Here is a 24358-nt window from a genome sequence, read left to right on the forward strand (position 1 = left end):
GACCTGTGGTGCGGAGTCCCGGTTCCGGAACCATCGATATCCGATTGTGATGTCCTGTCGGACACGCCCATTATGCAGCGTCAGCGCTGGGAACGCCACACCCGGGTCACCGCACGGTCGTCGCCGAGCGGATCGGCGCCACCGTCGCCGAGCGGATCGGCGCGTCCGGCAGAGCCGGGAGCCCTCAGTGCAGGACCGCGCCCGACGCGTCGACCGGGTGCCGCTCCCCCGCCCGGATCGGCACGGTCAGGCGGTTCTGCTCGGGCGGGATCGGGCAGGCGTACTGGTACGAGAAGGCGCACGGCGGCAGCACGAGCCGGTCCCAGTCGAGCGCGACCTCGGCCTCGGTGCCGGGGTCGTCGAGGAACAGGAAGCGGCCCATCGAGTACGAGCTGCCCGGATCGTCCTCCGGCAGGGCACTCGTCGCGTCCTGCACGATGAGCTGGAGTCGGGGTGTCCCGCGGTGGACGGCGGCCTGCACCGCGAGCAGGTGCGCTGCGACGCCGCCGATGACGGCCGAGACGGTGCCGGCGACCAGCAGCGGGTCGCCGACGGCGTCGCGGACGCTGCCCCGTGCCTCCAGACCGGCGACCGGCGTGTACCTGCCGGTCGTGACGTGGGTCGGGTCGGCGGGGAACCGGGCGATGTGGTCGAAGCGGGCGACCGCGTCGGAGGCGGGGTCCCACACCCGCAGGGTGGTCCCGTGCACCGAGCCGGCCAGCCCGCCGGGGAAGGCGACCAGGGACGGGACGACGGCGGTGTGCCCTGCGACCAGCTCCGTGCCGTCCACCGGGACGCCGTCCACGACGACGCCGTCGGTCGCCTCGGCCGTGACGGACAGGCCGCCGGGCGCGGGAGCCCAGCGCCCCGGCACCGGCCACACGGGCTGCGGCTGCTCGACCGCCTGCGCCGTGACGAGCGCGAGCGGGCCGCGCGGACCCCGCGCCCAGCGGTCGCGGTCGGCGACGTGCTCCTCGAGGGAGGTCACCGGCGCCCGCTCACGAGAGCTCCTGGCGGGGGTAGATGACCTTCTGCACGATGATGATCGCCGACGCGGCGAACGGTACCGCGACGAGGGCGCCGAGCACGCCGCCGATCGTGCCGCCCGCGACGGCAGCGATGACGACGAACGCCCCGGGCACCTGCACCGCACGCGACATGATGCGCGGCGAGATGATGTACGCCTCGACCTGCATGTACACGAGGTAGTAGATCGCTGCGGCGAGGGCCGTCGCGGGTGAGGCGAACAGGCACAGCAGCGAGATGACGACCGCGGCCGCCAGCGTGCCCACGAGCGGGATGAGCGACCCGAGGAACGCGAACGTCGCGAGCAGCACGGGCAGCGGTGCACCGATGATGAGCAGGAACACCAGGCTGAGGATGCCGTTGATGAGCGCCTGGCTGATCTGCCCGACGACGTAGCGGCCGACCGCCTGCGTGATCTGCTCGCTCACGTCGATGAAGTTCTGGCGACGGGACGCCGGCACGAAGCGGTACGCCATCGACTTCAGCCCACGCATCGAGGCGAGGAAGTACAGCATCAGGATGATGACGATGACCGCGCCGGTGAGCCCGGAGAGGATGCCGCTGCCGACCGCCAGGATGCCGCCGCCGAGGCTGAGCAGGTTGCCCGGGTCCTCGACGAAGGACTGCAGGGACTGCAGGGAGTGGCCGATGTCGAAGGACCCGGCGAACTGCTTCGAGAGGTCCTGCACCCACTCCTGCCGCGCGATGTCCTCGACGATCTCGGGGAAGTTCTGGATGAGGTTCGTGGCCTGCTGGATGAGGATCGGCACGACCGCGAAGACGACGCCGGCGAACCCGCCCAGGACCCCGACCACCACGATCGTGATCGCCGTCCACCGCGGGATGTACCGCTCGAGGAACGACACGAGCGGGTCGACGCCGAGGGCCAGGAACAGCGCGACCCCGATGTAGACGAGCACGGTGCTCAGCTCGCTGACCACGGCCCCGACGACGAGGGCGATCAGGACGCCGAGCGCCCCGGTGAAGCCGAGCCGGAAGGCGTTGATGCGGACCCCGGTGCCGCCACGGGTCGTCTCGAGGGTCACGTTCGGCGTGGGTCCGCGGTCGTCGGCCTCGTCGTGCTTGCGCTTGAACTGCATCGTGGAACGGGAACCTTCTCTGGACCGGTCGTCAGCCCGCGGGCCGTGTACCAGTGGGGCGGGCGGGACTTGAACCCGCGGATCGTTCGGTTATGAGCCGACTGCCTTGACCAGCTTGGCTACCGCCCCGCGGCGACCGTCAGGCCACCGGTTCCCCACGATACAGCGACTCGAACGTCGAGAGCGTGCGGTTGATGTCGTGCGCCTCGATCATCGCGAGGCTCCGGGCCCGCATGGCCGCGTAGTCCTCGTCGGACGCCGTCAGGACGCTCGTCAGCTTGGCCGCGAGGTCGTGGACGTCGCCGGGCGCGAACAGGTACCCGTTGCCGTCGATGAGGTGCGGCAGGGCCATCGAGTCGGCGGCCACGACCGGCAGGCCGGACGCCATCGCCTCGAGCGAGGAGATGCTCTGCAGCTCGGCGGTCGACGGCATCGCGAACACGGTGCCGTTCGTCAGGGCCTCGCGCTTCGCCTGGTCGGTCACGAACCCGGCGAACCGGACGCGGTCGCCGAGGCCCAGCTCCTGCACGAGCGCGGTCAGCTTCGGGATCATCTCGCCGCCGCCGACGATCGTCAGGTGCGCGTCGAGCTCCGCCGGCAGCAGCGGCAGCGCCCGGACGAGGAGGTCGAGGTTCTTCTCCGGGGCGACGCGGCCGACGAACACGATGTCGTTCGTCGCCGGCCGACCGGGGCGGGCCACGTACCGGGTCGCGTCGATGCCGCACGAGATCGCCAGGACCTGCTGCCCGGCGATCGCCTTCCGCAGGTAGTCGGCGGCGAGGACCGTCGGGGTCGTGATGGCGTCGGCCAGCCGGTAGGTCTTCGCGGCGTCGTTCCACGCGATCTTCAGCGCGATCGGCAGGGTGCGTCGCCCGAACGGCACGTACTCGAGCAGGTTCTCGGGCATGAAGTGGTTCGTGCCGATCACGCGGATGCCGCGCTCGTGCGCCTCCTGCACGATGCCGCGGCCGATCACGAGGTGCGACTGGATGTGCACGACGTCGGGCTGCACGGCGTCGAGGATCGGGCCGGTCCACCTCCGGACGCTCCAGGGCCAGACGAAGCGGAGCCAGGCGTGCCACGGCCACTTGTACGACTTGAGCCGGTGCACCACGAGGGTGACGCCGCGGTGCTCCTCGTCGAAGGTGCCGTGGTGGGCGCTGGCCGCCGGGGCGACGACGTGCACCTCGTGGCCGCGCTCGGCGAGCCCGACGGCGAGCTGTTCGGCGAAGGTGGCCGCGCCGTTCACGTCCGGTGGGAACGTGTCCGCGGCGATCAGCACGCGCAGGGGTCGGGACCCGCCCGTCGCACCCGTCGTCGTGGCGGTGGCGGTGGTGGCGTCATCGGTCACGGCTGGCGTCGTCCTCTCGTGGGCGTTGCTGGTCGGGCCTCGACGGTACCGCACCGGTCCGGGCGGAGTCGTCCGCCTCGCGGTGGACCCGGGGACGCGTCGGCACGGCCGCCGTGCGGTGGGCGCCAGGGCGCAGCGGCACGGCCGCCGTGCGGTGGGCGCCGGCCCCCCGGAGGTCGGCCTGGGGACGGCCGCCGTCAGGACCGGCCCTGCGGGTGGTGCTTCGCGAGCAGGAAGACGCCGGTGATCGCGATCGCCGCCGCCACCAGGAACCCGAGCACCGCGAACCACGGCGCCCCGTCGGCCTCGCCGAGCACCACGACACCGATGCCGACGGCGATGATCGGGTCGATGACCGTGAGGCCGGCGATCACGAGGTCGGCGGACCCGCTCGAGTACGCGTTCTGCACGAAGTACCCGCCGAGCGCCGCCGCGACGAGCACCCCGACGATCGCGAGCACCGTGAGCCAGTCGAAGGTGCCGTTCACGAAACGGTTCAGCACGACCTTCGCGAGCGTCGCGACGAAGCCGTAGAGGACCCCCGCGCCGACGATGTAGTACAGCGCGTTCTGGTGCTTCGCCACGAACCGGAACGACGTCAGCACGATCGCGAGCACGACCGCCAGGATCACCAGCACCGTGACGAGCTGCGGCCGGTCGATCGCACTCTCGTGCCCGACGAACGCGGCGATGCCGACGAAGATCGCGACGCCGATGATGCACGTCCAGACCGCCCGTCGGGCGCGGTCGCCGAGCGGCACCCCCGAGGACCGCGAGGAGAACCACGTGGTGATCACGAGCGCGACGGCGCCGAGCGGCTGCACGACGATGAGCGGCGCGTACGTGATGCTCACGAGCTGGAGCACGACCGCGAGCCCGAGCATGAGGGTGCCGAGCACCCACCACCCGCTGCCGAGCAGCGCGAGCACGTGCCGCACGGACAGGCCCTTCGACTGCCGGCCGAGCTTCGCCTCGACGCGCTGCACGCCGCGGCTCTGGAACTGCGCCCCGAGCGACAGGAACACGGCCCCGACGAGGGCGACGGGGATCATCAGTGCCTGGAACGGTGTCAGGTTCACCGCGCCCGGGATCTGGAGGTCCGTCGTCACGCGATGAGGCTACCGGTCCCGTCCGGATAACCTGGGTGAATGGCCGTCCTCCCGATCCGCATCACCGGCGAACCCGTCCTGCACGAACGCGCAGCCGAGGTCACCGTCTTCGACGACGACCTGCGCGCACTGGTGGCGGACATGTTCGAGACCATGGACCTGGCACCCGGCGTCGGGCTCGCCGGTCCCCAGGTCGGGGTCGGGAAGCGGCTGTTCGTCTACGCATGGACCGATGATGACGACGTCCTGCACCGCGGTGTGGCGATCAACCCGGTCCTGTGGACGAGCCCGCTCGTCCCCGAGGCTGTGGAGGAGCTCGACGAGGACGACGAGGCCGAGGGCTGCCTGTCCATCCCGGGCGAGCGCTTCCCCCTCCGTCGGGCCGATGCCGCGCTGCTCCGTGCCGTCGACGCCGAGGGCAGCCCGTTCGAGGTCGAGGCCCACGGCTGGCTCGCCCGGATCTTCCAGCACGAGTACGACCACCTGGACGGCTACCTGTACGCCGACCGCCTCGTGCACCCGTACGCCAAGCAGGCCGCGAAGGCCGTCCGCAAGAGCAGCTGGGGCGGCCCCGGCAAGTCCTGGCTGCCCGGCCGCGACCACCCCGAGGGCTGACGCAGCGACGACCCCGCGGGCTGACGCAGCGACGACCCCGAGCGCTGACGCCGCCACGACCCCGCCACGACCCCGCGGGCTGACGCCGCCACCGGCGACGGCCGGGAGGCGCGGCTCAGCCCCGGTAGGCGCGCAACGCGTCCTGCAGGCGGTCGCGTTCCGGGTGACCGGGGCAGTACTCCAGGAGGCCCGCGGCCAGGCCCGCCTCGGCCGGTGAGGAGACCGGCGCGGTCCACGGCGCCACACCGCGCTCCGCGCAGGTCGCGGCGAGCTCCTGGAGCGTCGCCCCCTCGTCCGCCGCGCTGACTGCGGCCTCCTGCTGCGCGGACGGCTCGGTGCCGGTGACCGGCTTCGCGCTGCAGTCGGTGCGCTCGGCCTCCCACGCCGCGGCGTAGGTCGAGTAGGTCTCGGTCGCGTCACCGTCGCCCGTGCCGCACACGAACGCGAACACGATCGGCGCGCTGCCCGACGCGGCCACTCCGGTCCGGGAGCCGGTGTCCGCGGAGTCGGCAGCCTCGGGCTCCCCCGACGGTGTGCACCCGGCGAGCCCGAGCGCACCGACGACGACGAGCATCGTCACGAGGGCACGGCGGGAGGAGAGCACCTGTGAACGCTAACAGCTTCAGACCGGACGCCGCCTGCGAACACGACGGCGCCGGAGCACGGCGACCCCGGGACGCGAGAAGGCCCCGGAACACGAGGACTCCGGACGCGAGAAGGCCCCCACCGCGAACGGTGAGGGCCTGCCTGCTCCCCGAGTTGGACTCGAACCAACAACCTGCCGGTTAACAGCCGGCTGCTCTGCCAATTGAGCTATCGAGGATCACTGCCCGCCGAGGTGAACCCCCCGCGAACAACGGGTACCAGCATAGCAGGACCCGGAGCCCGGTCCGCGCATCCATCGCGCATCCCGGGCGCGCCGTGCTCCCGGAGGCGGATCAGTAGCCCGCGGCTGGGTCCACGACGCCGACGAACCCGGTCCCGTCCCCACCGAGGAACGCGGTCGTGTTCGCCCGCACGCGCTCGGCGAGCAGCGGCGCCACCATGTCCGGCGTGTCCGCCTGGTGCGGCGTGACGACCACGCCGGGGGTGGTCCACAGCGGGTGGCCGTCGGGCAGCGGCTCGGGGTCGGTGACGTCGAGTCCGGCGCCGGCGATCTCGCCGTCCCGGAGCGCGGCGACGAGGGCGTCGGTGTCGACGAGTCCCCCGCGGGCGATGTTGACGAGCCGCGCGGAGGGCTGCATCAGCGCGAACTGCTCGGCACCGAACAGCTTCGCCGTGCCGCTGGTCATCGCCGCGGCGACCACCACGACGTCGGCGTCGGGCAGCACCGCGTCGAGCTCGTCGGTCGTCACGGTGCGGTCGGCACCGTCGACGGGGTCGGGAGACCGTCGCACCACCGTGACCGAGGTCTCGAACGGCGCGATCAACCGGATGTACTCGAGCGCGATGCCCCCGGCACCGACGACGACGACGTTCCGGCCGTACAGCGACACGCCCTCGGGCTCGGTCGCCCACGAGGTCGCCCGCGCTCGCGCCGGCAGCACCCGCAGCGTCGCGAGCGTCAGGGCGAGGGCGTGCTCGGCGACGGGTTCCGCGTACGCGCCCTTCGCCGACGTGAACAGCACCCGGTCGCCGTGTTCCTCGATGAGGTGTGCGAACGCGTCGACACCGGCGAACGGGAGCTGGACCCAGCCGACGGCGGGTGCGTCGTCGAGTGCCGTGGCCAGACCGTCCGGGTCGCGTGCGTCGAGCCAGACGATCCCGCGGGTGTCGGCACCGAGGGGCGCGACCGTCCCGCCGGCGTCACGGACAGCGGCTTCGTGCAGGTCGGCGGCCTCGGGCAGGATCGCGACCGGACCCGGCGTCGGTGCCTCGACCGGCAGCGGTGCCCCGGCGTCAGTGACGACGGCGCGGTGTCCGCGGGCGCTCGACGTGGTCGGTGCGTCCCGGGTCATGCGTTCTCCTGCCGTCCGGCGCGGGGACCGGTCCCGGCGGCGGCGGGCTGTCGCGGCGCCGCAGACCGGCGTGCCACGGTGGGCGAGCTGCCCGCGGGACGACGCTTGACCGGCCGGGCCGCCGTCGCCGCGAGGGTCCGGACGTAGGGGTCGACGGGGTTGTCGAGGACCTCGTCGAAGGTGCCGAGACCGACGACGCGGCCCTCGGACATGATCGCGACACGGTCGGCCAGCGCCCGTGCCTCGCGCAGGTCGCTCGACACCACGATCGCCGAGAACTGACGGCCGCGCTGCAGGTTGGTGAGGGCCTCGAGGACCGACTGCCGGACGAGGACGTCGACGCCGCGTGCCGGTTCGTCGGCGACGAGCAGCTGCGGCTCGAGGACGAGCGCCCGGGCGAGCGCGACGCGCTGCCGCTGGCCGCTCGACAGCTCCCACGTGTTCAGGCGCATGACGCCGAGCGGCAGGTGCACCGCGTCGACCAGGCGGGCGACGATCAGGCCGGCCTCCTTGCGGTCGAAGCGGCGGTCGCGCATGTAGATGGGCTCGGCGATCGCCTCGCCGACGGTCAGGTCGGGGCTGAGCCGGTCCGCCCCGTCCTGGGGCAGGTAGCCGATGCGCCCGGTGAGCCGGGCGGCCTTCCGCGACGACGGCCGGAGCCCGCGCACGTGCTCGCCGAGGACCGTGAGCTCGCCGCCGGTGATGTGCCGACGGTGCGCCCCCTCGCCCTCGCCGGTGGCACCGAGCTGGCCGGCGACCGCGGCGGCGAAGGTGGACTTGCCCGAGCCCGACTCGCCGAGCACCGCGAGGATCTCGCCCTGCCGGACGGTCAGGCTGACGCCGTCCACCGCCCGGATCGGAGCCGAGCCACGTCCGCCCCGGTACTCGATCGAGACGTCGTCTGCGACGACCGCCGGGCCGTTCACCGCGATCATGGGTCCCCTTCCACGCCGCCCCTGGCGACGGTCCACACGCGGCCCGTGTCCCGGGCGCGGTGCGTGCCGTGACGGCGCGCGAACGCGGCCACGGCGGTGTGCCGCCTCGACGACGTGAGTTGTCGTCGGGACGGTTCGGTGCCCTGGAGGTGCCGGCCTGGAGGCGTCGGGTCAGGACCCGGCGCGCTCCAGTGCCTCCAGCGTACGCCGTCGCTCGGCCTGCTCCGCCGGGTCCGGGACCGGCAGCGACGCGAGGAGCCGCTGCGTGTACGGGTGCTGCGGCGCGCCGAGCACCTGCGCGGTCGTGCCGGTCTCCACCATGTCGCCCCGGTACAGGACCGCGATGCGGTCCGACAGGGCGCCGACGACCGCGAGGTCGTGGCTGATGAAGAGCGACGCGAACCCGAGGTCCTGCTGCAGGTCGAGGAACAGCTCGAGCACGCGCGCCTGCACGGACACGTCGAGCGCGCTCGTCGGCTCGTCGGCGATGAGCAGCTTCGGCCGGAGCGCGAGCGACCGGGCGAGCGAGGCGCGCTGGCGCTGCCCGCCGGACAGCTCGTGCGGGTAGCGGTCGCCGTACGCGGCGGGGAGCTGCACGGCCTCGAGCAGCTCGTCGACGCGCTTGCGGGCGGCGCGCGGGTTGCGCTCGGCGCCGTGCACGACGAGCGGCTCGGCGACGCACTCGGCGATCGTCAGGAGCGGGTTGAACGAGGTCGCCGGGTCCTGGAACACGAACCCGATGTCCTTGCGGTGCCGCTTGAAGTCGCGCTCGCGGTACCCGAGCATCTCGGTGCCGAGCACGTCGAGCGAGCCGCCCGTGATCCGGGTGAGTCCCGCGATCGCCCGGCCGATGGTGGTCTTGCCGGAGCCGGACTCCCCCACCAGGCCGAGGACCTCGCCGGGGCGGATGTCGAGGTCGACGCCCTTGACGGCGCGGAACGCGGGCGACCCGAGCCGTCCGGGGTACTCGATCTCGAGCCCGCGGGCCGACACGAGCGGCGTGACGTCCTCGGCGATCGCGGCGCGGCGGGCGGTGCCGGTCGACGCCTCGAGGCGGGGCACGGCGGCGAGCAGGCGCTTCGTGTAGTCGGCCTGGGGGGCGGCGAAGAGCTGTGCCGCCGGGGCCTCCTCGACGACCTCGCCCTGGTACATCACGGCCACGCGGTCGGCCAGGTCGGCGACGACGCCCATGTTGTGCGTGATGATGACGATCGCCGCGCCGAACTCGTCGCGGCACCGTCGGAGCAGGTCGAGGATCTCGGCCTGCACCGTGACGTCGAGCGCTGTGGTCGGCTCGTCGGCGATGATGACGCTCGGCTCGAGCGCCAGCGCCGACGCGATGACGACGCGCTGCTTCTGGCCGCCGGAGAACTGGTGCGGGTAGTGGTCGACGCGCTCCTCCGGGTCGGGGATGCCGACGCGGCGGAGGTAGTCGATCGCCGTGGCGCGCGCCTCCTTCTTCGAGACGCCGCCGTGCGCCCGGAGGCCCTCGGCGATCTGCCACCCGACCGTGAACACCGGGTTCAGCGCGGTCGACGGCTCCTGGAACACCATCGCCCCGGCGGTCCCCCGCAGTTCGCGGAGCTTCTGCGCGCCCACGCTGATGACGTCGGTGCCGTCGAGGTAGACCGCGCCGCCCAGGGTCGCCGTCTCCGGCATCAGGCGGAGCATGCTGCGCGCCGTGACCGACTTGCCGGAGCCGGACTCGCCGACGAGGGCGAGGACCTCGCCCGGGCGGACGTCGAGGCTGACGCCGCGGACCGCGTCGACGGCGCCGCCGTCGGTCGCGAAGGTGACGGTGAGGTCGTCGACGACGGCGACGGGTGCGCCGTCGGCGCTGCGTCGGCCGGTGCTGCTGCGGCTGGCGCGGTCGTCGCTGCTGCGGCTGGCGCGGTCGTCGCTGCTGCCGCTGGTGCCGTCGTCGCCGTCGGCCTGGAGGCGCTGGGTTGCGTCCGTCATGCGGCCGCCCCTTCCGTGCTGGTCGCCCCGCGGCGCGACACCAGCTGCTTCAGCCGGCGACGGGCACGCAGACGCGGGTCGGAGATGTCGTTGAGGCTCTCGCCGATGAAGGTCACGCCGAGCACGAGCACGACGATCGCGACGCCGGGGAAGACGCCGGTCCACCAGACGCCGGAGGCCACGTCGGACAGCGCACGGCTGAGGTCGTAGCCCCACTCGGCGCCCGCGGTCGGACCGATGCCGAACCCGAGGAAGCCGAGCCCGGCGAGCGTGAGGATCGCGTCGCTCGCGTTGAGGGTCAGGATGAGCGGCAGCGAGCGGGTCGAGTTCCGCAGCACGTGGCGGGTCATGATGCGCCACGGGTTCGTCCCGAGCACACGAGCCGACTCGACGAACGCCTCGTTGCGGAGGCGGACGGCCTCGGCACGGACGACGCGGAAGTACTGCGGCACGTAGACCACGGTGATCGAGATCGCCGCCGCGACGATGCCGCCCGAGTAGCTCGAGTTCCCGCCGGAGATCACGATCGAGACGACGATCGCGAGCAGCAGGGACGGGAAGGCGTAGATCGCGTCGGCGACCACGACGAGGATCCGGTCGAGCCAGCCGCCGAGGTAGCCGGACACCATGCCGAGGATCACGCCGATGGTGATCGAGACCACCACGGCGACGACCACGACGAGGACCGCGGTGCGGGCGCCGAACACGACGCGGCTGAACACGTCGAACCCGCCGACCGTCGTGCCCCAGATGTGCTCGGGGCTCGGGGAGCCGGTGCGCGGGAAGCTCTGGCCGTCGGCGCCCTGCAGCTGGCCGAAGCCGTACGGGGCGATGAGCGGCGCCGCGAGGGCGACCACGAGGTACAGCGCGCAGATGACGACGCCGGTGACGAGCATGCCGCGCTGCCAGCCGGTGCTCTTGCGGAGCTGGACCACCACGGGGAGGCGCTTCCAGAGCGGCTCGTGGCGGTCGACGAGCGAGGTGTCGGCCATCGCTAGAACCTCACTCTCGGGTCGATGAAGGCCGCGACGACGTCGACGACGAAGTTCGTCACGGCGACGATCACGGCGAGCATCGCGACGATGCCCTGGACCGCGACGAAGTCACGGGCGGACAGGTACTGGTTGAGCTCGAAGCCGAGCCCCCGCCAGCCGAAGGTGGTCTCGGTGAGGACCGAGCCACCGAGCAGCATGGCGATCTGCAGGCCCATCACGGTGATGATCGGGACGAGCGCCGGACGGAACGCGTGGGTCCGGACCAGCCGGGACTCCCGGACGCCGCGCGAGCGGGCCGCGTCGACGTACTCGGAGCCGAGCGAGCCGATCATGTTCGCGCGCACCAGGCGCAGGAAGATGCCCGCCGTCAGCAGACCGAGCGTGAGCGCCGGCAGCACGGCGTGCAGGAGCACGTCGCCGATCACCTGCGCGTTGCCGGTCCGCAGCGCGTCGATGATGTAGATGCCCGTCGCGCCGGGGATGTTGTCGAGGATGAGCGACACCCGTGTCGACGCGCGGTCCCCGAGGGGCAGCCAGCCGAGCCAGACCGAGAACACGAGCTTGAGCAGCAGACCGCCGAAGAACACCGGCGTCGCGTAGGTCAGGATCGCGAGGGCGCGGAACAGCACGTCCGGCCACTTGTCGCGCACGTAGGCGGCGACCATGCCGAGCGGGATGCCGAGCAGCAGCGCGACGATGAGCGCGTAGAACACGAGCTCCGCGGTGGCGCCGCCGTACGTGACGATGATCTCGGTGATCGGCCGGTTGTCGGTCGAGGTCGTGCCGAAGTCGCCGCGCACGATGTTGCCGAGGTACTCGAGGTACTGCACGAACACGGGGCGGTCGTAGCCGGCCGCGTGCAGGCGTTCCTGCAGCTGCGACGGCGTCAGTCGACCGCCGACCGAGGCGGTGATCGGGTTCCCGATGACGCGCATCAGGAAGAACACGAGCGTCACCAGGATGAAGACGGTCGGGAAGATGAGCAGGAACCTGACGAGGACGTACCGGCCGAGCCCGCCGCCGCCCTTGGCACTGCGCTGTGCCTGCGGCTTCGTGGGCTCCGACTCGATCGCCTCGGGTGGGATGACGGTCACGGTTGGGGGTGCCTTTCGGGACGTGACCAGGGGGCGTTCCTCGTGGGAACGCCCCCTGGTGTCCGGTGGGTGTTACTTGCTGAGCGTTGCGTAGCGGAACTTGTACGAGGAGTCGAGGACCAGGCCCTTGACGTCCTTCGCGGCGACCGCGACCGACTTGCCCTGCAGGAGCGGCAGCGTCGAGATCTGGGTGGCCTCGCGCTCCTGTGCCTGCTCGATGAGCGTGGCGCGCTTGTCCTTGTCGGACTCCTGCTGCTCGTCGGCGATCAGCTTCTGGATCTCGGCGTCGTCGTAGTGGTTCTGCACGAAGTTGTCCTTCGAGAAGAACGGCGACAGGTAGTTGTCGGCGTCCGAGAAGTCCGGGAACCAACCGAGCTGGTACACCGGGTAGGCGTCCTTCACGCGCTCCTGCGAGTAGGTCGTCCACACGGTCGACTGCAGGTTGACGGTGAACAGGCCCGAGTTCTCGAGCTGGGTCTTGATCGCCGCGTACTCGTCGTCCGAGGTGGACCCGTAGTGGTCGGGCGAGTACTGCAGGTCGATCTGCACCTTGCCGCTGACCCCGGCCTTCGACAGGGTCTCCTTCGCCTTGTCGACGTCGGGGCCACCGTCACCGTTGCCGTAGAGCTTCTCGAACGGCTTCGCGGCACCCGTCAGCCCGTCCGGCACCATCGAGTACAGCGGCGAGTAGGTGTCGTTGTAGACCTCCTTCGCGATCGACGCGCGGTCGACCACGTCGGCGACGGCCTGGCGCACCGCGAGGGCCTTGGCCTCGTCGGCGTCGGACTGGCTTGCACCGAACGGCTGCGTGTTGAGGTTGAAGACCATGTAGCGGATCTCGCCGCCGGGGCCGTCGGTGACCTCGAGCTTGTCGTCCTTGCGGAGGTCGGCGATGTCCGTCGGCGTCAGGGAGCGGTACGCCACGTCGACGTCGCCCTTCTGCACGGCGAGCTTGAGGTCGGTCTCCTTGGTGTAGTAGCTGGCCGTGACCGAGTCGGACTTGGCCTTGCCGAGGAGCCCGTCGTAGTTCGGGTTCGCCTTGTACTGGATCGTGTCGTTCTCCTTGTACGAGGTGATCTCGTACTGCCCGGCGAACGCCTTGCCCTTGACGATGTCCGCCGCGGGGGTGACCTTGTCCGCCGAGAACACCTGCTCGTCGACGATCGGACCGGCGGGGCTGGAGAGCACCTGCGGCCAGGTCTGGTCGGCGTGGTCCAGGTTGAACACCACGGTCGTGGCGTTCGGGGTGTCGATGCTCTTGAGGTTCGCCAGCAGCGACTGCGGGCCGTTCTCGTTGTTGATCTTCAGCTCACGGTCGAACGAGAACTTCACGTCGCTGGACGTGAGGTCGTGGCCGTTCGCGAACTTCAGGCCCTTCTTGAGGGTGACCTCGTACGTCGTGTCGTTCGTGAACTCCGCCTTCTCGGCGATGTCCGGCTTCACGTCGGGGCTGCCGACGGGGGTGTTCATCAGGAACGGGAAGACCTGGTTCTGCACGGCGAACGAGCCGTTGTCGTAGGAACCGGCGGGGTCGAGGGACGTGATCTTGTCCGTCGTGCCGATGCTCATGCCGTTCAGGTCGGTGTCGGAGACGCTGCTGCTCGCGCACCCGGTCAGCACCAGCGCCGTCGCTGCTGCCCCGGCGCCGAGCGCGATGCCGCGCTTGCCCCACTTGCTCACGGATGCCATGTCCGCTGCCTCTCTCGGTGGTGTTCGAAGGGGTCCCCGGACCGGAGGTGGATCGACTGTGTGCCCGGTCAGGGACGCTCATTGCTACCACCCTGACACGGAATTCCACGAGCTGAGGGAGATTTGTTTACACCCTTGTAATGCACGAGACCGCCGCATGGCGCATGATGCGCGCGTGCTGACACGGCGTGTCACGCAGGAAAGTTGCGTCTTGCAACGGTCGGCTCCGAGGGGCGGGTGGGATGGGCGCGCCCGGCCACGGTCGGCGAACGAGCGACGCCCGTCGGTCGCGGYGGCCGAGCGGSYCGGATACGGCTCCCRCGGCGAAGGRCGCACGGCGTGTCCTGCCCGCTCGCGCGACCGACCGGGAGGCGCGGGTCGACCCCGGCACGCGGGCTCGCCGACGCACGTGCCCCGACCGGGAGGCGCGGGTCGACCCCGGCGCGCCGACGCGCCCGGCCGCGATCGGCGAACGAGCGACGCCCGTCGRTCGCGGYGCYCGAGCGGCCCGGATACGGCTCCCGCGGCGAAGGGCCCACGGCGCGTCCTGCCCGCTCGCGGGACCGACCGGGAGGCGCAGGCCGGCCCCGGCACGCGGCACGGGGCACGGGGCACCGGCCTGCGAAGTCCGAGGACCGTACAGCGCCGATCAGCGCTGCGCGTCGGCCTCGGCGTCGGCGCGGAGCCGCATCCGCTGCTGGTCGATGTCGACGAGCTGCCGCTGGATCTCGGCGCGTCGGTCACCCTGTTCGTGCGGGTCGGCACGCTGCAGCTGCCCGAGGAGCGACGCCTTGCGGGCGAGCAGGTCACGCTCCACCAGGGCGACGACGATGCTCCGCGCGTACAGCGCGAGGTCCTCGTCGGTCCTGGCCGGGATCGGCGCGAGCGCGAGCTCCTGCACGAGGCCCCGGAACGGCGTCGGGACGTCCTGCAGCAGACGGTCGAGCCAGTTCGGCGCACCGATCACGTCGACGTTGGCGACGACGGCGTCCCGCACGACCGAGAGCATCGGCGCCGAGAACGTGGCCTGTGCCGCGAGCCCGAGCAACGGCGCACCGACGTACCCCGGTTGCTGCACCATCGCCATCACGGCGTCGCGCTCCATCCGGGTGATCGGGTCGTTCGGCAGCAGGCGCAGCCCGGCCACGGGCTCCTCTGCCGGGGTGACCAGTTCGCCACCGGGACCCGCCTGCCCGACCGGCACCGGGCCTCCCGGCTGGTCGGCGCGGGACGCGCGCTGGCGAGCCGACTCGACGGCGCGGCGGACGTCCGGGATGTCCATCCCGAGCCATCCGGCGAGCTCGCGGACGTACCCCTGGGTGAGCGACCGGTCGCGGATGCCGGCGAGGACGGGGGCCGCCGCACGGAGGGCGCTGACCCGGCCCTCGACGGTCTCGAGGTCGTGTCCGTCGAGGGTGCGCCGGATCATGAACTCGAACATCGGTCGCTTCGCGGAGACGAGCCGGCGGATCGCGTCGTCACCGCGCTGCAGGCGCAGGTCGCACGGGTCGAGCCCGCCCGGGGCGACCGCGACGAAGGTCTGCGCAGCGAAGCGCTGCTCCTCGGCGAAGGCGCGCGACGCGGCCCGCTGGCCGGCCTCGTCCGGGTCGAAGGTGAACACGACCTCGCCGTTGGCGTTCGGGTCGGCGCCGCTGACGTCGCCGAGCATCGGGCGGAGCACCTTGATGTGGTCGACGCCGAACGAGGTGCCGCACGTCGCGACCGCGGTCGTGATCCCGGCGAGGTGGCACGCCATGACGTCGGTGTAGCCCTCGACGATGACGACCTGCTTGCCCTTCGAGATGTCGCGGCGGGCGAGGTCGAGCCCGTAGAGCACCTGGCTCTTGTGGTAGATCGGCGTCTCGGGGGTGTTCAGGTACTTCGGGCCCTTGTCCTCGTCGAGCAGCCGGCGCGCGCCGAAGCCGATCGTCGACCCGGTGACGTCACGGATCGGCCAGACGAGGCGCCCGCGGAACCGGTCGTACGGGGACCGGTCGCCCTGCCCGGCGAGCCCGGCGGCGAGGATCTCGTCCATCGTGAACCCTCGCCCGCGCAGGTGCTCCCGCGTCGCGTCGTACGACTGCGGCGCGAAGCCGACACCGAAGTGCTGCGCCGCCGCCGGGTCGAAGCCGCGCTCCCCGAGGAACCGGCGGGCCGGCTCGGCAGCGGGGGTCGTGAGCTGCGCCTGGTAGAAGGCGAGCGCCGCCTCGTTCGCGGCGATCAGCCGGGCGCGCTGGTTGTAGTCGGTGCGGGGGCCGTCGCCCTCCTCGTAGTGGAGGGTGAAGCCGATCTTCGCGGCCATCCGCTCGACGGCTTCCTGGAACGTCGTGTGGTCCATCTTGATGATGAACTCGAAGACGTCACCGTCCTCACCACACCCGAAGCAGTGGTACCGGCCCACCTGGGGGCGCACGTGGAAGGACGGGGACCGCTCGTCGTGGAAGGGGCAGAGGCCCTTGAGCGATCCGACGCCCGCCGACTTCAGCGTGACGTGGTCACCGACGACGTCCGCGATGTTGACACGCGAGCGGACCTCGTCGATGTCGTTCCTCGCGATCCGGCCTGCCACCCCTCGATCCTAGTTCGTGCCGACGACGCCGACCGACCGGAGGGCTGCCCTGTGGACGGACGCCCGCGACCGGGTCAGACCGGGATGTGCGTCGTCTCGCGCTCCCCGACGACCAGCCGCTTGTGCCAGGCCAGTGCACCCTGGTCGGTCAGGCTCGCGACCTGGTCGACCACGGCCCGGAGCCGCCCGGCGTCGTCGGGGGCGTCGCGCCAGTCGGCGGCGAACCCCGGGTCGAGGTCGGCGCTGCCCGAGGCCGCCAGGGCGTCGAGGAGTTCGGTGAGCACCCGCCGCTGGTCCTCGTACACGGGCTGCCGGTCGCCCTGGGTCATCACGAACGCCGCGACGATGCCCTTGAGGACCGCGATCTCGCCGATGATCTCGGGCGGCGTGACGACCGAGGCGGCGAACCGCACGAGCGAGCCGGACGCGTAGGCCTCCCGCGTCGCCGCGGTGGCCGTGCGGGCGAAGCGACCGATGAGCTGCGAGGTCAGGTTCTTCAGGCGCGCGAGGTCGCGCCGGGAGCCGTCGTACGACGTCATCCAGAGCGGCAGTGAGCGGAGCCGGTCGAACGCCTCGAGCAGTTCGTCGCGGCTGAGGTCCGAGCCCACCCACGCGTGCATCGCACTCACGATGTCGTTCTCGCCCACGCGGTCGCCGAGCGCGGCCACGTCGATGAAGCCCGCGACGACGGCGTCCTCGAAGTCGTGCACCGAGTACGCGATGTCGTCGGACAGGTCCATGACCTGCGCCTCGATGCAGCGCTGGCGCCGGGGTGCACCCGCGCGTAGCCACTCGAAGGCGTCGTGGTCGTCGTCGTAGAAGCCGAACTTCGTGCGACCGGAGGACGCCTCGGCGACCCCCTGCGCGGCGGGCCACGGGTACTTGCAGCTGGCGTCGAGGGACGCGCGTGTCAGGTTGAGCCCGTACGGCCGGTCGTCGTCACCGGTGCCGTAGACCTTGGGCTCGAGCCGAGTGAGGAGCCGGAGCGTCTGCGCGTTGCCCTCGAACCCGCCGATGCCGGCGGCCCACGCGTTCACCGCGGTCTCGCCGTTGTGGCCGAAGGGCGGGTGTCCGATGTCGTGCGCGAGGCAGGCGGTGTCGACGACGTCGGGGTCGAGCCCGAGGGAGTCGGCGAGCTCCCGGCCGACCTGCGCGACCTCGAGCGAGTGCGTCAGGCGGTTGCGGGCGAAGTCGAGCCCGGTGGTCGGGCTGAGCACCTGCGTCTTCGCCGCGAGCCGGCGCAGGGCGCTCGAGTGCAGCAGCCGGGCGCGGTCGCGGGCGAAGTCGGAGCGGCGGTTGCCGTGGGTCTCAGGCAGCCAGCGCTCGGCGTCGGCGGGCCCGTAGGAGGCGGTGGCGCTCATCCGCCGCTGTGGTGCAGCTCGGCGGCGGCGAGCACCTTGCGGAACTCGGCGTCGACGTCGCGGGACTCGAGCCAGCGGTCGGGCAGCGCGGTGCGCTTCGGGTGCCCAGAACGGCCACGCGGGCCCTCGACGTCGGCGCCCGGGTACGGGGCCGACCAGTCGAGCTTGCCGAGCAGGTCGTCGATCTCCTGCAGGCTCGACGCCATCGCGAGCGCGCTGCGGACCTCGCTGCCGATCGGGTACCCCTTGAAGTACCACGCCACGTGCTTGCGGACGTCGCGGCAGCCGTGGTCCTCGGAGCCGAAGAACTCGACGAGCAGTTCGGCGTGCCGGCGGAAGGCCACGGCCACGTCGCCCATCGACGGCATCGCACGGACGTCCTCGCCGCGGAACGCCGCCGCGAGGTCCCCGAACAGCCAGGGACGCCCGAGGCACCCGCGGCCGACGACGACCCCGTCGCAGCCGGTCTCGTCGACCATGCGCAGCGCGTCGGCCGCCGACCAGATGTCCCCGTTGCCGAGGACCGGGATGTCGGTGATCGTCTCCTTGAGGGTCGCGATCGCGCTCCAGTCGGCGTGCCCGGAGTAGTGCTCGTTCGCGGTGCGGGCGTGCAGCGACACCGCGGCGACGCCGGCGTCCCGCGCGATGCGCGCCGCGTCGAGGTAGGTGAGGTGGTCCGCGTCGATGCCCTTGCGCATCTTCACCGTGACCGGGACGTCACCGGCTGCGCGGACGGTCTTCTCGACGAGGTCCTTGAACAGGTCGAGCTTCCAGGGCAGCGCCGCTCCCCCGCCCTTGCGCGTGACCTTCGGCACCGGGCACCCGAAGTTGAGGTCGATGTGGTCGGCACGGTCCTCGGCCACCAGGATCGTCGCGGCCTCGGCCACGGTGTTCGGCTCGACGCCGTACAGCTGGATCGACCGCGGGGTCTCGGACTCGTGGTGCTGGATGAGCTGCATCGACACCGGGGTCCGCTCGACCAACGCGCGTGACGTGATCATCTCGCACACGTAGAGCCCGGCGCCGTACTCGCGGCAGAGCCGCCGGAAGGCCATGTTCGTGATGCCCGCCATCGGCGCCAGCACGACCGGCGCCTCGACCTCGATCGGGCCGATGCGCAGGGGCTTCGCCGGGCGGGTGCCCGTGCGGGGTGCGTCAGTGATCGTCATACCTCGTCCATCCTCCCATGCCCGTTCCCCGCCGGTAGCGTTCTCCACATGTCCGACACCGCCATCGCCCGCTTCGACGCCGACGCAGCAGCCCGCGGGCTCGACGTCGAGGTCGTCGAACGCCCCGCTGCCGACTCGCTCGAGCAGGCCGCAGCCCTGCTCGAGATCACGCCGGGCGACATCGTCAAGACGCTCGTCGTGAAGCGCCACGACGGCGGGTTCCTGCTCGCGCTCGTCCCCGGCGGCCGCAGCATCGCCTGGAAGAAGCTCCGCACGGTCGTCGGCGTGAACAAGCTCTCGATGCCCGACGCCGCCACCGCGCTCGAGGCGTCCGGCTACGAACGGGGCACCATCACGCCGATCGGTGCGACCGGGGACCTGCCGGTGTACGCCGACGAACGCGTGCTCGGCCGCCGGGTCGCGCTCGGCGCCGGTCGGCACGGCGCGAGCGCCTTCGTCGACGCCGACGCCCTGGTCGCGGCCTACGGTGCGACGGTCGCCGACATCACCGACGAGGAGCCCGTCCGCCAGGGCTGAGCGCGCCCGGCCGACCCGGCAGCACGACCGACCGCGGCCGTCGCTCGGACGGCCGGGCCGGACGCGGTGTCAGTCCGGGACCTCGGCCCAGTCGCCCTCGGCGCCGGGCACGAAGCAGCTGTCGCCCTCGCACACCGGCGCACCGCCGGACGGTACGAGCGTGAGCAGCGCGGGTCGCCCCTCCGCCCCGTCGCCGGCCTGGAGGCGCGCCCCGGCCCCGCCGGCCGCCGTCACGGCCGTCACCGGGTCACCGCCGCGTCCGCTGCCGCGTCGTCCGCGGCACGCTGCTGCTGCTCGGCGATCTCCTCGGGCGTGGTCTCGCGGAGTGCCACGACCTGCCGGAGCACCTGCTCGAACGCCTGCGGGTCCTGCGCCCCGGAGACGCCGTACTTGCCGTCGACGACGAAGAACGGCACCCCGTTGATGCCGTAGGCGCGGGCCTGTTCCTGGTCCGCGCGCACCGCGGCGAGCTGGGCGTCGTCGCGCAGGGTCGCCAGGACCTCGTCGCGGTCCAACCCGATCGACGCGCCGAGGTCGGCCAGCGACTCGTCCTGCCCGACGTGCTCGCCGCGCTCGAAGTAGGCGGTGAACAGGCGCTCGACCATCTCGAGCTGCTTGCCGTGCTGCTTCGCGAGGTGGATGACCTGGTGCGCCTTCACGGTGTTCGTGTGGTGCATCCGCTCGAAGTCGTACGACAGCCCGACCGAAGCGGCGATGCCGGCGACGTGGTCGAGCATCTGCTGGGCCTGCTCGACGGGCATGCCCTTGTGGCCGGACAGGAACTCGGCCTCGGTGCCCTCGAAGTCGACGGGGGTGTCCGGGCTCAGCTCGAAGGAGTGGTACTCGACCTCGACCGCGGGGGTGTCGTCGGACGCATCGAACGCGGCGACGCCGGCCTCGAACTTCCGCTTGCCGATGTAGCACCAGGGGCAGGCGATGTCAGACCAGACGTCCACCTTCACAGGAGTGTTCACGCCGACGACAACGCGGCCGCGCCCCGGGCATTCCCGGGGGCACGGCCGCGTGTGTCGGTCGGTGCTGGGCGCCGAGCGGACGCTCCGGTTCGGTGCTGGGCGCCGAGCGGACGCTCCGGTTCGGTGCTACGCGCCGAGCAGACGCTGCGCCAGGTAGCCCTGCAGCTGGTCGAGCGCCACGCGCTCCTGCGCCATGGTGTCTCGCTCGCGCACGGTCACGGCCTTGTCGTCGAGCGTGTCGAAGTCGACCGTGATGCAGAACGGCGTGCCGATCTCGTCGTGGCGACGGTAGCGACGACCGATCGCACCGGCGTCGTCGAAGTCGACGTTCCAGTGCTTGCGGAGGTCGTCGGCCAGGCCGCGCGCGACCGGGGAGAGCTGCTCGTTGCGGGACAGCGGCAGGACCGCGGCCTTGACCGGCGCGAGGCGCGGGTCGAGGCGCAGGACGGTGCGCTTGTCGACGCCGCCCTTCGCGTTCGGGGCCTCGTCCTCGTGGTAGGCGTCGAGCAGGAACGCCATGAGCGCTCGCGTCAGGCCGAACGACGGCTCGATGACGTACGGCACGTACTTCTCGTTCGCGGCCTGGTCGAAGAACCGCAGGTCCTTGCCGGAGGCCTCGATGTGGTTGTTCAGGTCGAAGTCGGTGCGGTTCGCGACGCCCATGAGCTCGCCCCACTCGGAGCCGGCGAACCCGAAGCGGTACTCGATGTCGGCGGTCGCGTCGGAGTAGTGCGCCCGCTCGCCGTCCGGGACGTCGAAGCGTCGCAGGTTCTCCGGGTCGATGCCGAGGTCGGTGAAGAACGCGACCGAGTCGGCGATCCACTGCTCGTAGTGCTCCCCGACCGAGGCCGGCGGGACGAAGTACTCGATCTCCATCTGCTCGAACTCACGCGTGCGGAAGATGAAGTTGCCGGGCGTGATCTCGTTGCGGAACGCCTTGCCGACCTGGCCGATGCCGAACGGGGGCTTCATGCGGCTGGTCGTCACGACCTGCGCGAAGTCCACGAAGATGCCCTGCGCGGTCTCCGGGCGGAGGAAGTTCAGGCCCTCCTCGGACTCGACCGGGCCGAGGTAGGTCTTGAGCATCCCGGAGAACTCACGGGGCTCGGTCCACTCGCCGCGGGTGCCGCAGTTCGGGCAGGCGATCTCGGCCATGCCTCCCTCGGGCTGGCGGTCCTTCTTCGCGACGAAGGCCTCGACGAGGTGGTCCTCGCGGAAGCGGTGGTGGCAGTGCAGGCACTCGACGAGCGGGTCGGTGAAGGTCGCGACGTGGCCGGAGGCCTCCCACACCTTGCGGGGCAGGATCACGGCGGAGTCGAGGCCGACCATGTCACCACGGCCGCGGACGAACCGCTGCCACCACTGGCGCTTGATGTTCTCCTTGAGCTCGACACCGAGGGGCCCGTAGTCCCACGCGGAGCGGGATCCACCGTAGATCTCCCCCGACTGGAACACGAAGCCGCGGCCCTTGGCCAGGGCGATGACGCTGTCGAGACGGGAGGACGGTGCCAAGAGGGACTCCTGTGGTCGCCGGACTGGGTGCCCGGTGCGGGAACGGTACCGGGCAAGCGTAGCGGCCCCGCAGGGCGGCGCGGTCGCCGGCACCGCCGGTCGGGACGGGAGGCGCGGCGCGGCTCCGGCATCCACCGCACGGTGACCACGGGGCGGACGGGAGGCGCGGCGCGGGCCCGGCACGCACCGCACGGTGACCACGGGGCGGACGGGAGGCGCGGTGCGGGGCCGCCACGGGCCTCCCGTCCGGTGTCAGCCCGCCGGTCGGACGGCCGCGATCACCTCGGCCACCTCGTCGGCGTCGCGCTCGTCGTTCCAGTGGTGGAACGCGAGCCGGACGCGGCCGGCGCGGCCGGACGCCGTGATGCCGGCGGCACCGAGGGCCGCGAGCTGCGCACCGTCGGCGTCGGGGAACGTCGCGATCGCCCGGCCCTGGCGGGGAGCACCGAGGGCGTCGCAGAGCCGGTCCGTCAGGGACGTCGCGTGCCGCCAGGCCGCGACCGGGTCGAGCGAGGCGACGTGCCGGAGCGCGGCGACCGCGCCGGGCCAGGCCTGCCAGGCCGGCGAGACGTCGAAGCGACGGGCGTCCTCGGCGAGGCGCATGGTCGGGCCGTAGCAGGACGACCACACGTCGGCGCCGGCGTACCAGCCGGCCTGCACCGGTCGGAGCTCGTCGAGCGCGCGGTCCGAGACGGTCATGAAGGCCACGCCCCGCGGCGCGCAGAGCCACTTGTAGGCGTGCGTCACGGTGACGTCGTACGGCGAGGCGTCGACCGGCAGGACACCCGCGGCCTGGGTGAGGTCGCAGAGCGTGCGGGCGCCGACCGCGCGGGCGGCCTCGACGATCGCCGCCGAGGGGGCGAGCGCACCGGTGGCGGACTGCACGTGCGACCACGCGACGAGCGCCGTGCGCTCGTCGACCGCCTCGGGCAGGGTGTCGAGCGGGACGCTGCGGACCCGGACGCCCCGGTGCTCCTGCTGCAGGAAGGGGAAGACGATCGAGCTGAAGTCGCCGTCGGGGACGAGCACCTCGGCGCCGTCGGGCACCGAGGCCGCGACCACGGCGGTCATCGCCGAGGCCTGGGAGCCCGTCGCGACCCGGTCGGCCCCGACGCCGACGAGTCCGGCGAAGAGCGCGCGCCCCTCCTCGACGAGGTCGCCGTACGCCGCGGGACCGGTCTCGGCCCGGGACCATGCGTCGAGGTCGGCGCGCATCGCCCGGAGCGTCCCGTGGGTCGGGAGGCCGGCCGTGCAGGCGGCGAGGTACCGGCGACCGTCGACGAAGGAGTCCATGCTCCGAGGATCGGTCCGCCGACGTCATCACACCAGACCAGGTTCCTTGTCGGTCCCATACGATGACGTGATGACCGTCGACCCTCATCTGCTCCGCGTCCTGCACGCCGTCGGTCGCACCGGGTCGATCACCGGGGCCGCGGCCGAACTCGGGTACAGCCAACCGGCGCTCAGCCAGCTGCTCGGCCGTGCGGAGCGGCGGCTCGGGCAGACCCTCGTGCTGCGCGCCGGCGGACGCGCAGCCGTGCTCACCGAGGCCGGGCGGATCCTCGCCGCGCACGCCCTGCACGTCGACGCCGCCCTCGCCGCGGCGCAGGAGGACCTCGACGCCGTGGACGGACTCGCACGCGGACGGGTTCGGCTCGCGGGCTTCCCGAGCGCCTCGTCCACGCTCGTGCCGGCCGTGCTCGCGCGGATGGCCGCAGAGACCCCGGGGATCGCCACCTCGTACGTCGAGGCGGAGCCGCCCGAGGCACTCGACCTGCTGCGGGCGGGGCACGTCGACGTGGCGCTGACCTTCACGCACGACGGGGACGCCGTCGTGCCGGACCCGGCGCTGCAGGTGCACGGGCTCGGGCAGGACCCGCTCGTGCTCGTGCGCTACCGGGCCGMCGGGGACGGTGCCGGTGCCGGTGCCGGTGCCGGTGACAGTGCCGCCGGTGCCGGTGCCGGTGCCGGTGACAGTGCCGCCGGTGCCGGTGCCGGTGCCGGTGACGGTGCCGCCGGTGCCGGTGCCGGCCTCGTCGACCTGGCGGGTCTGCGCGAGGAACGCTGGATCGGCGGCTGCCCACGCTGCCGCGGGCACCTGCTCGCCTCGTGCGCCGCCGCGGGGTTCTCGCCGGACATCGTCCTCGAGACCGACAACGCCGCGGCCGTCGTCGGCATGGTCGCCGCCGGGCTGGGCGTCGCGCTCCTGCCCCGGCTCGCCCTCGCGACGACCGTCGTCCCCGCGACCGTCGAGGTCCGCGCGGTCGACCCGGACCTGGCCCGGCGGGTCGAGGTCGTCGTCGCCCGCGGTGCGGAGCGGGTGCCGAGCACCGCGGTCGCGATCGCCGCTGCCCGGGCCGCCGCCGGCGTGCTCGGCTGACGCGGGGGACGTCCGGGTCCCCGGA

Annotated in this window: 21 protein-coding genes and 2 tRNA genes; 3 read left to right on the plus strand and 20 right to left on the minus strand. The window is 72.4% G+C overall.

Annotated features, from left to right (window positions below):
- Positions 1-184 precede the first annotated feature (184 nt).
- The 5 genes from BEP24_RS01380 to BEP24_RS01400 all read right to left on the minus strand — a co-directional run bounded on the left by BEP24_RS01380 (position 185) and on the right by BEP24_RS01400 (position 4586).
- Entirely contained in the window at positions 185-988 is an 804-nt protein-coding gene (locus BEP24_RS01380; RefSeq protein WP_065959494.1) for a DUF1684 domain-containing protein, read from the minus strand.
- A gap of 10 nt (positions 989-998) precedes the next feature.
- On the minus strand, positions 999-2126 hold the full coding sequence (locus BEP24_RS01385) for an AI-2E family transporter (protein WP_083229971.1): 1128 nt from the start codon (positions 2124-2126) through the stop codon (positions 999-1001).
- A gap of 54 nt (positions 2127-2180) precedes the next feature.
- A tRNA-Ile gene (locus tag BEP24_RS01390) sits at positions 2181-2255 on the minus strand.
- Positions 2256-2265: 10 nt separating this feature from the next.
- Positions 2266-3477, minus strand: a complete 1212-nt coding sequence (locus BEP24_RS01395) for a glycosyltransferase (RefSeq protein ID WP_065959495.1) — start codon at positions 3475-3477, stop codon at positions 2266-2268.
- Positions 3478-3674: 197 nt separating this feature from the next.
- Positions 3675-4586, minus strand: coding sequence for a multidrug DMT transporter permease (locus BEP24_RS01400; protein WP_065959496.1), 912 nt, complete (start codon positions 4584-4586; stop codon positions 3675-3677).
- 39 nt (positions 4587-4625) lie between these two features.
- On the opposite strand from BEP24_RS01400, the gene def reads away from it, so the two are divergent.
- Positions 4626-5201 (plus strand): peptide deformylase, encoded by a 576-nt coding sequence (gene def / locus BEP24_RS01405; RefSeq protein ID WP_065959498.1) that lies wholly within the window; start codon positions 4626-4628, stop codon positions 5199-5201.
- Between the two features lie 115 nt (positions 5202-5316).
- Here the strand turns inward: def and BEP24_RS01410 are convergent, their stop codons facing one another.
- From BEP24_RS01410 to dusB, 11 genes are all read right to left on the minus strand, one after another.
- The gene (locus BEP24_RS01410; protein ID WP_065959500.1) at positions 5317-5805 is read right to left on the minus strand and encodes a hypothetical protein; all 489 of its coding nucleotides are present in this window, start codon (positions 5803-5805) and stop codon (positions 5317-5319) included.
- A gap of 146 nt (positions 5806-5951) precedes the next feature.
- A tRNA-Asn gene (locus tag BEP24_RS01415) sits at positions 5952-6024 on the minus strand.
- A gap of 115 nt (positions 6025-6139) precedes the next feature.
- Complete coding sequence (locus BEP24_RS01420; protein WP_141693313.1) at positions 6140-7159, minus strand: D-isomer specific 2-hydroxyacid dehydrogenase family protein; 1020 nt, start codon at positions 7157-7159, stop codon at positions 6140-6142.
- Entirely contained in the window at positions 7156-8094 is a 939-nt protein-coding gene (locus tag BEP24_RS01425) for a dipeptide/oligopeptide/nickel ABC transporter ATP-binding protein (RefSeq protein WP_065959502.1), read from the minus strand. Before BEP24_RS01425 ends, BEP24_RS01420 begins: the two co-directional genes overlap by 4 nt.
- A gap of 171 nt (positions 8095-8265) precedes the next feature.
- Complete coding sequence (locus BEP24_RS01430) at positions 8266-10053, minus strand: ABC transporter ATP-binding protein (RefSeq protein WP_083229972.1); 1788 nt, start codon at positions 10051-10053, stop codon at positions 8266-8268.
- Complete coding sequence (locus BEP24_RS01435; protein ID WP_065959504.1) at positions 10050-11045, minus strand: ABC transporter permease; 996 nt, start codon at positions 11043-11045, stop codon at positions 10050-10052. The genes BEP24_RS01430 and BEP24_RS01435 overlap by 4 nt, the downstream gene beginning before the upstream one ends.
- Positions 11046-11047: 2 nt before the next feature.
- Positions 11048-12118: an ABC transporter permease gene (locus BEP24_RS01440; protein WP_253181527.1), complete on the minus strand. Its 1071-nt coding sequence runs from the start codon at positions 12116-12118 to the stop codon at positions 11048-11050.
- 96 nt (positions 12119-12214) lie between these two features.
- Complete coding sequence (locus BEP24_RS01445; protein ID WP_065959510.1) at positions 12215-13831, minus strand: ABC transporter substrate-binding protein; 1617 nt, start codon at positions 13829-13831, stop codon at positions 12215-12217.
- A 649-nt stretch (positions 13832-14480) separates the two neighbouring features.
- A complete protein-coding gene (gene dnaG, locus BEP24_RS01450; protein WP_065959512.1) occupies positions 14481-16400 on the minus strand; it encodes a DNA primase in 1920 nt (639 codons plus the stop codon).
- A gap of 74 nt (positions 16401-16474) precedes the next feature.
- A complete protein-coding gene (locus BEP24_RS01455; protein WP_065959514.1) occupies positions 16475-17761 on the minus strand; it encodes a deoxyguanosinetriphosphate triphosphohydrolase in 1287 nt (428 codons plus the stop codon).
- Positions 17758-18930 carry a tRNA dihydrouridine synthase DusB gene (dusB, locus tag BEP24_RS01460; RefSeq protein WP_065959516.1) on the minus strand — a complete coding sequence of 391 codons (1173 nt, stop codon included), beginning with the start codon at positions 18928-18930 and terminating at the stop codon, positions 17758-17760. The genes BEP24_RS01455 and dusB overlap by 4 nt, the downstream gene beginning before the upstream one ends.
- Before the next feature lie 48 nt (positions 18931-18978).
- On the opposite strand from dusB, the gene BEP24_RS01465 reads away from it, so the two are divergent.
- Complete coding sequence (locus BEP24_RS01465) at positions 18979-19467, plus strand: aminoacyl-tRNA deacylase (protein WP_065959518.1); 489 nt, start codon at positions 18979-18981, stop codon at positions 19465-19467.
- Positions 19468-19536: 69 nt separating this feature from the next.
- Here the strand turns inward: BEP24_RS01465 and BEP24_RS17345 are convergent, their stop codons facing one another.
- The 4 genes from BEP24_RS17345 to BEP24_RS01480 form a co-directional block, all read right to left on the minus strand.
- Complete coding sequence (locus BEP24_RS17345) at positions 19537-19710, minus strand: hypothetical protein (RefSeq protein WP_171898693.1); 174 nt, start codon at positions 19708-19710, stop codon at positions 19537-19539.
- Positions 19707-20441 (minus strand): DsbA family oxidoreductase, encoded by a 735-nt coding sequence (locus BEP24_RS01470; protein ID WP_065959522.1) that lies wholly within the window; start codon positions 20439-20441, stop codon positions 19707-19709. Before BEP24_RS01470 ends, BEP24_RS17345 begins: the two co-directional genes overlap by 4 nt.
- Before the next feature lie 126 nt (positions 20442-20567).
- The gene (locus tag BEP24_RS01475; protein WP_065959529.1) at positions 20568-21953 is read right to left on the minus strand and encodes a glycine--tRNA ligase; all 1386 of its coding nucleotides are present in this window, start codon (positions 21951-21953) and stop codon (positions 20568-20570) included.
- A 252-nt stretch (positions 21954-22205) separates the two neighbouring features.
- Positions 22206-23246, minus strand: coding sequence for an aminotransferase class V-fold PLP-dependent enzyme (locus BEP24_RS01480; protein WP_065959532.1), 1041 nt, complete (start codon positions 23244-23246; stop codon positions 22206-22208).
- A gap of 70 nt (positions 23247-23316) precedes the next feature.
- Between BEP24_RS01480 and BEP24_RS01485 the strand changes: the two genes are divergently transcribed.
- The gene (locus tag BEP24_RS01485) at positions 23317-24333 is read left to right on the plus strand and encodes a LysR substrate-binding domain-containing protein (RefSeq protein WP_141693314.1); all 1017 of its coding nucleotides are present in this window, start codon (positions 23317-23319) and stop codon (positions 24331-24333) included.
- The last annotated feature ends 25 nt before the right edge of the window (positions 24334-24358 follow it).

Origin of the sequence: Curtobacterium sp. UCD-KPL2560 (assembly GCF_001705035.1) — a bacterium.
Classification (GTDB): domain Bacteria; phylum Actinomycetota; class Actinomycetes; order Actinomycetales; family Microbacteriaceae; genus Curtobacterium.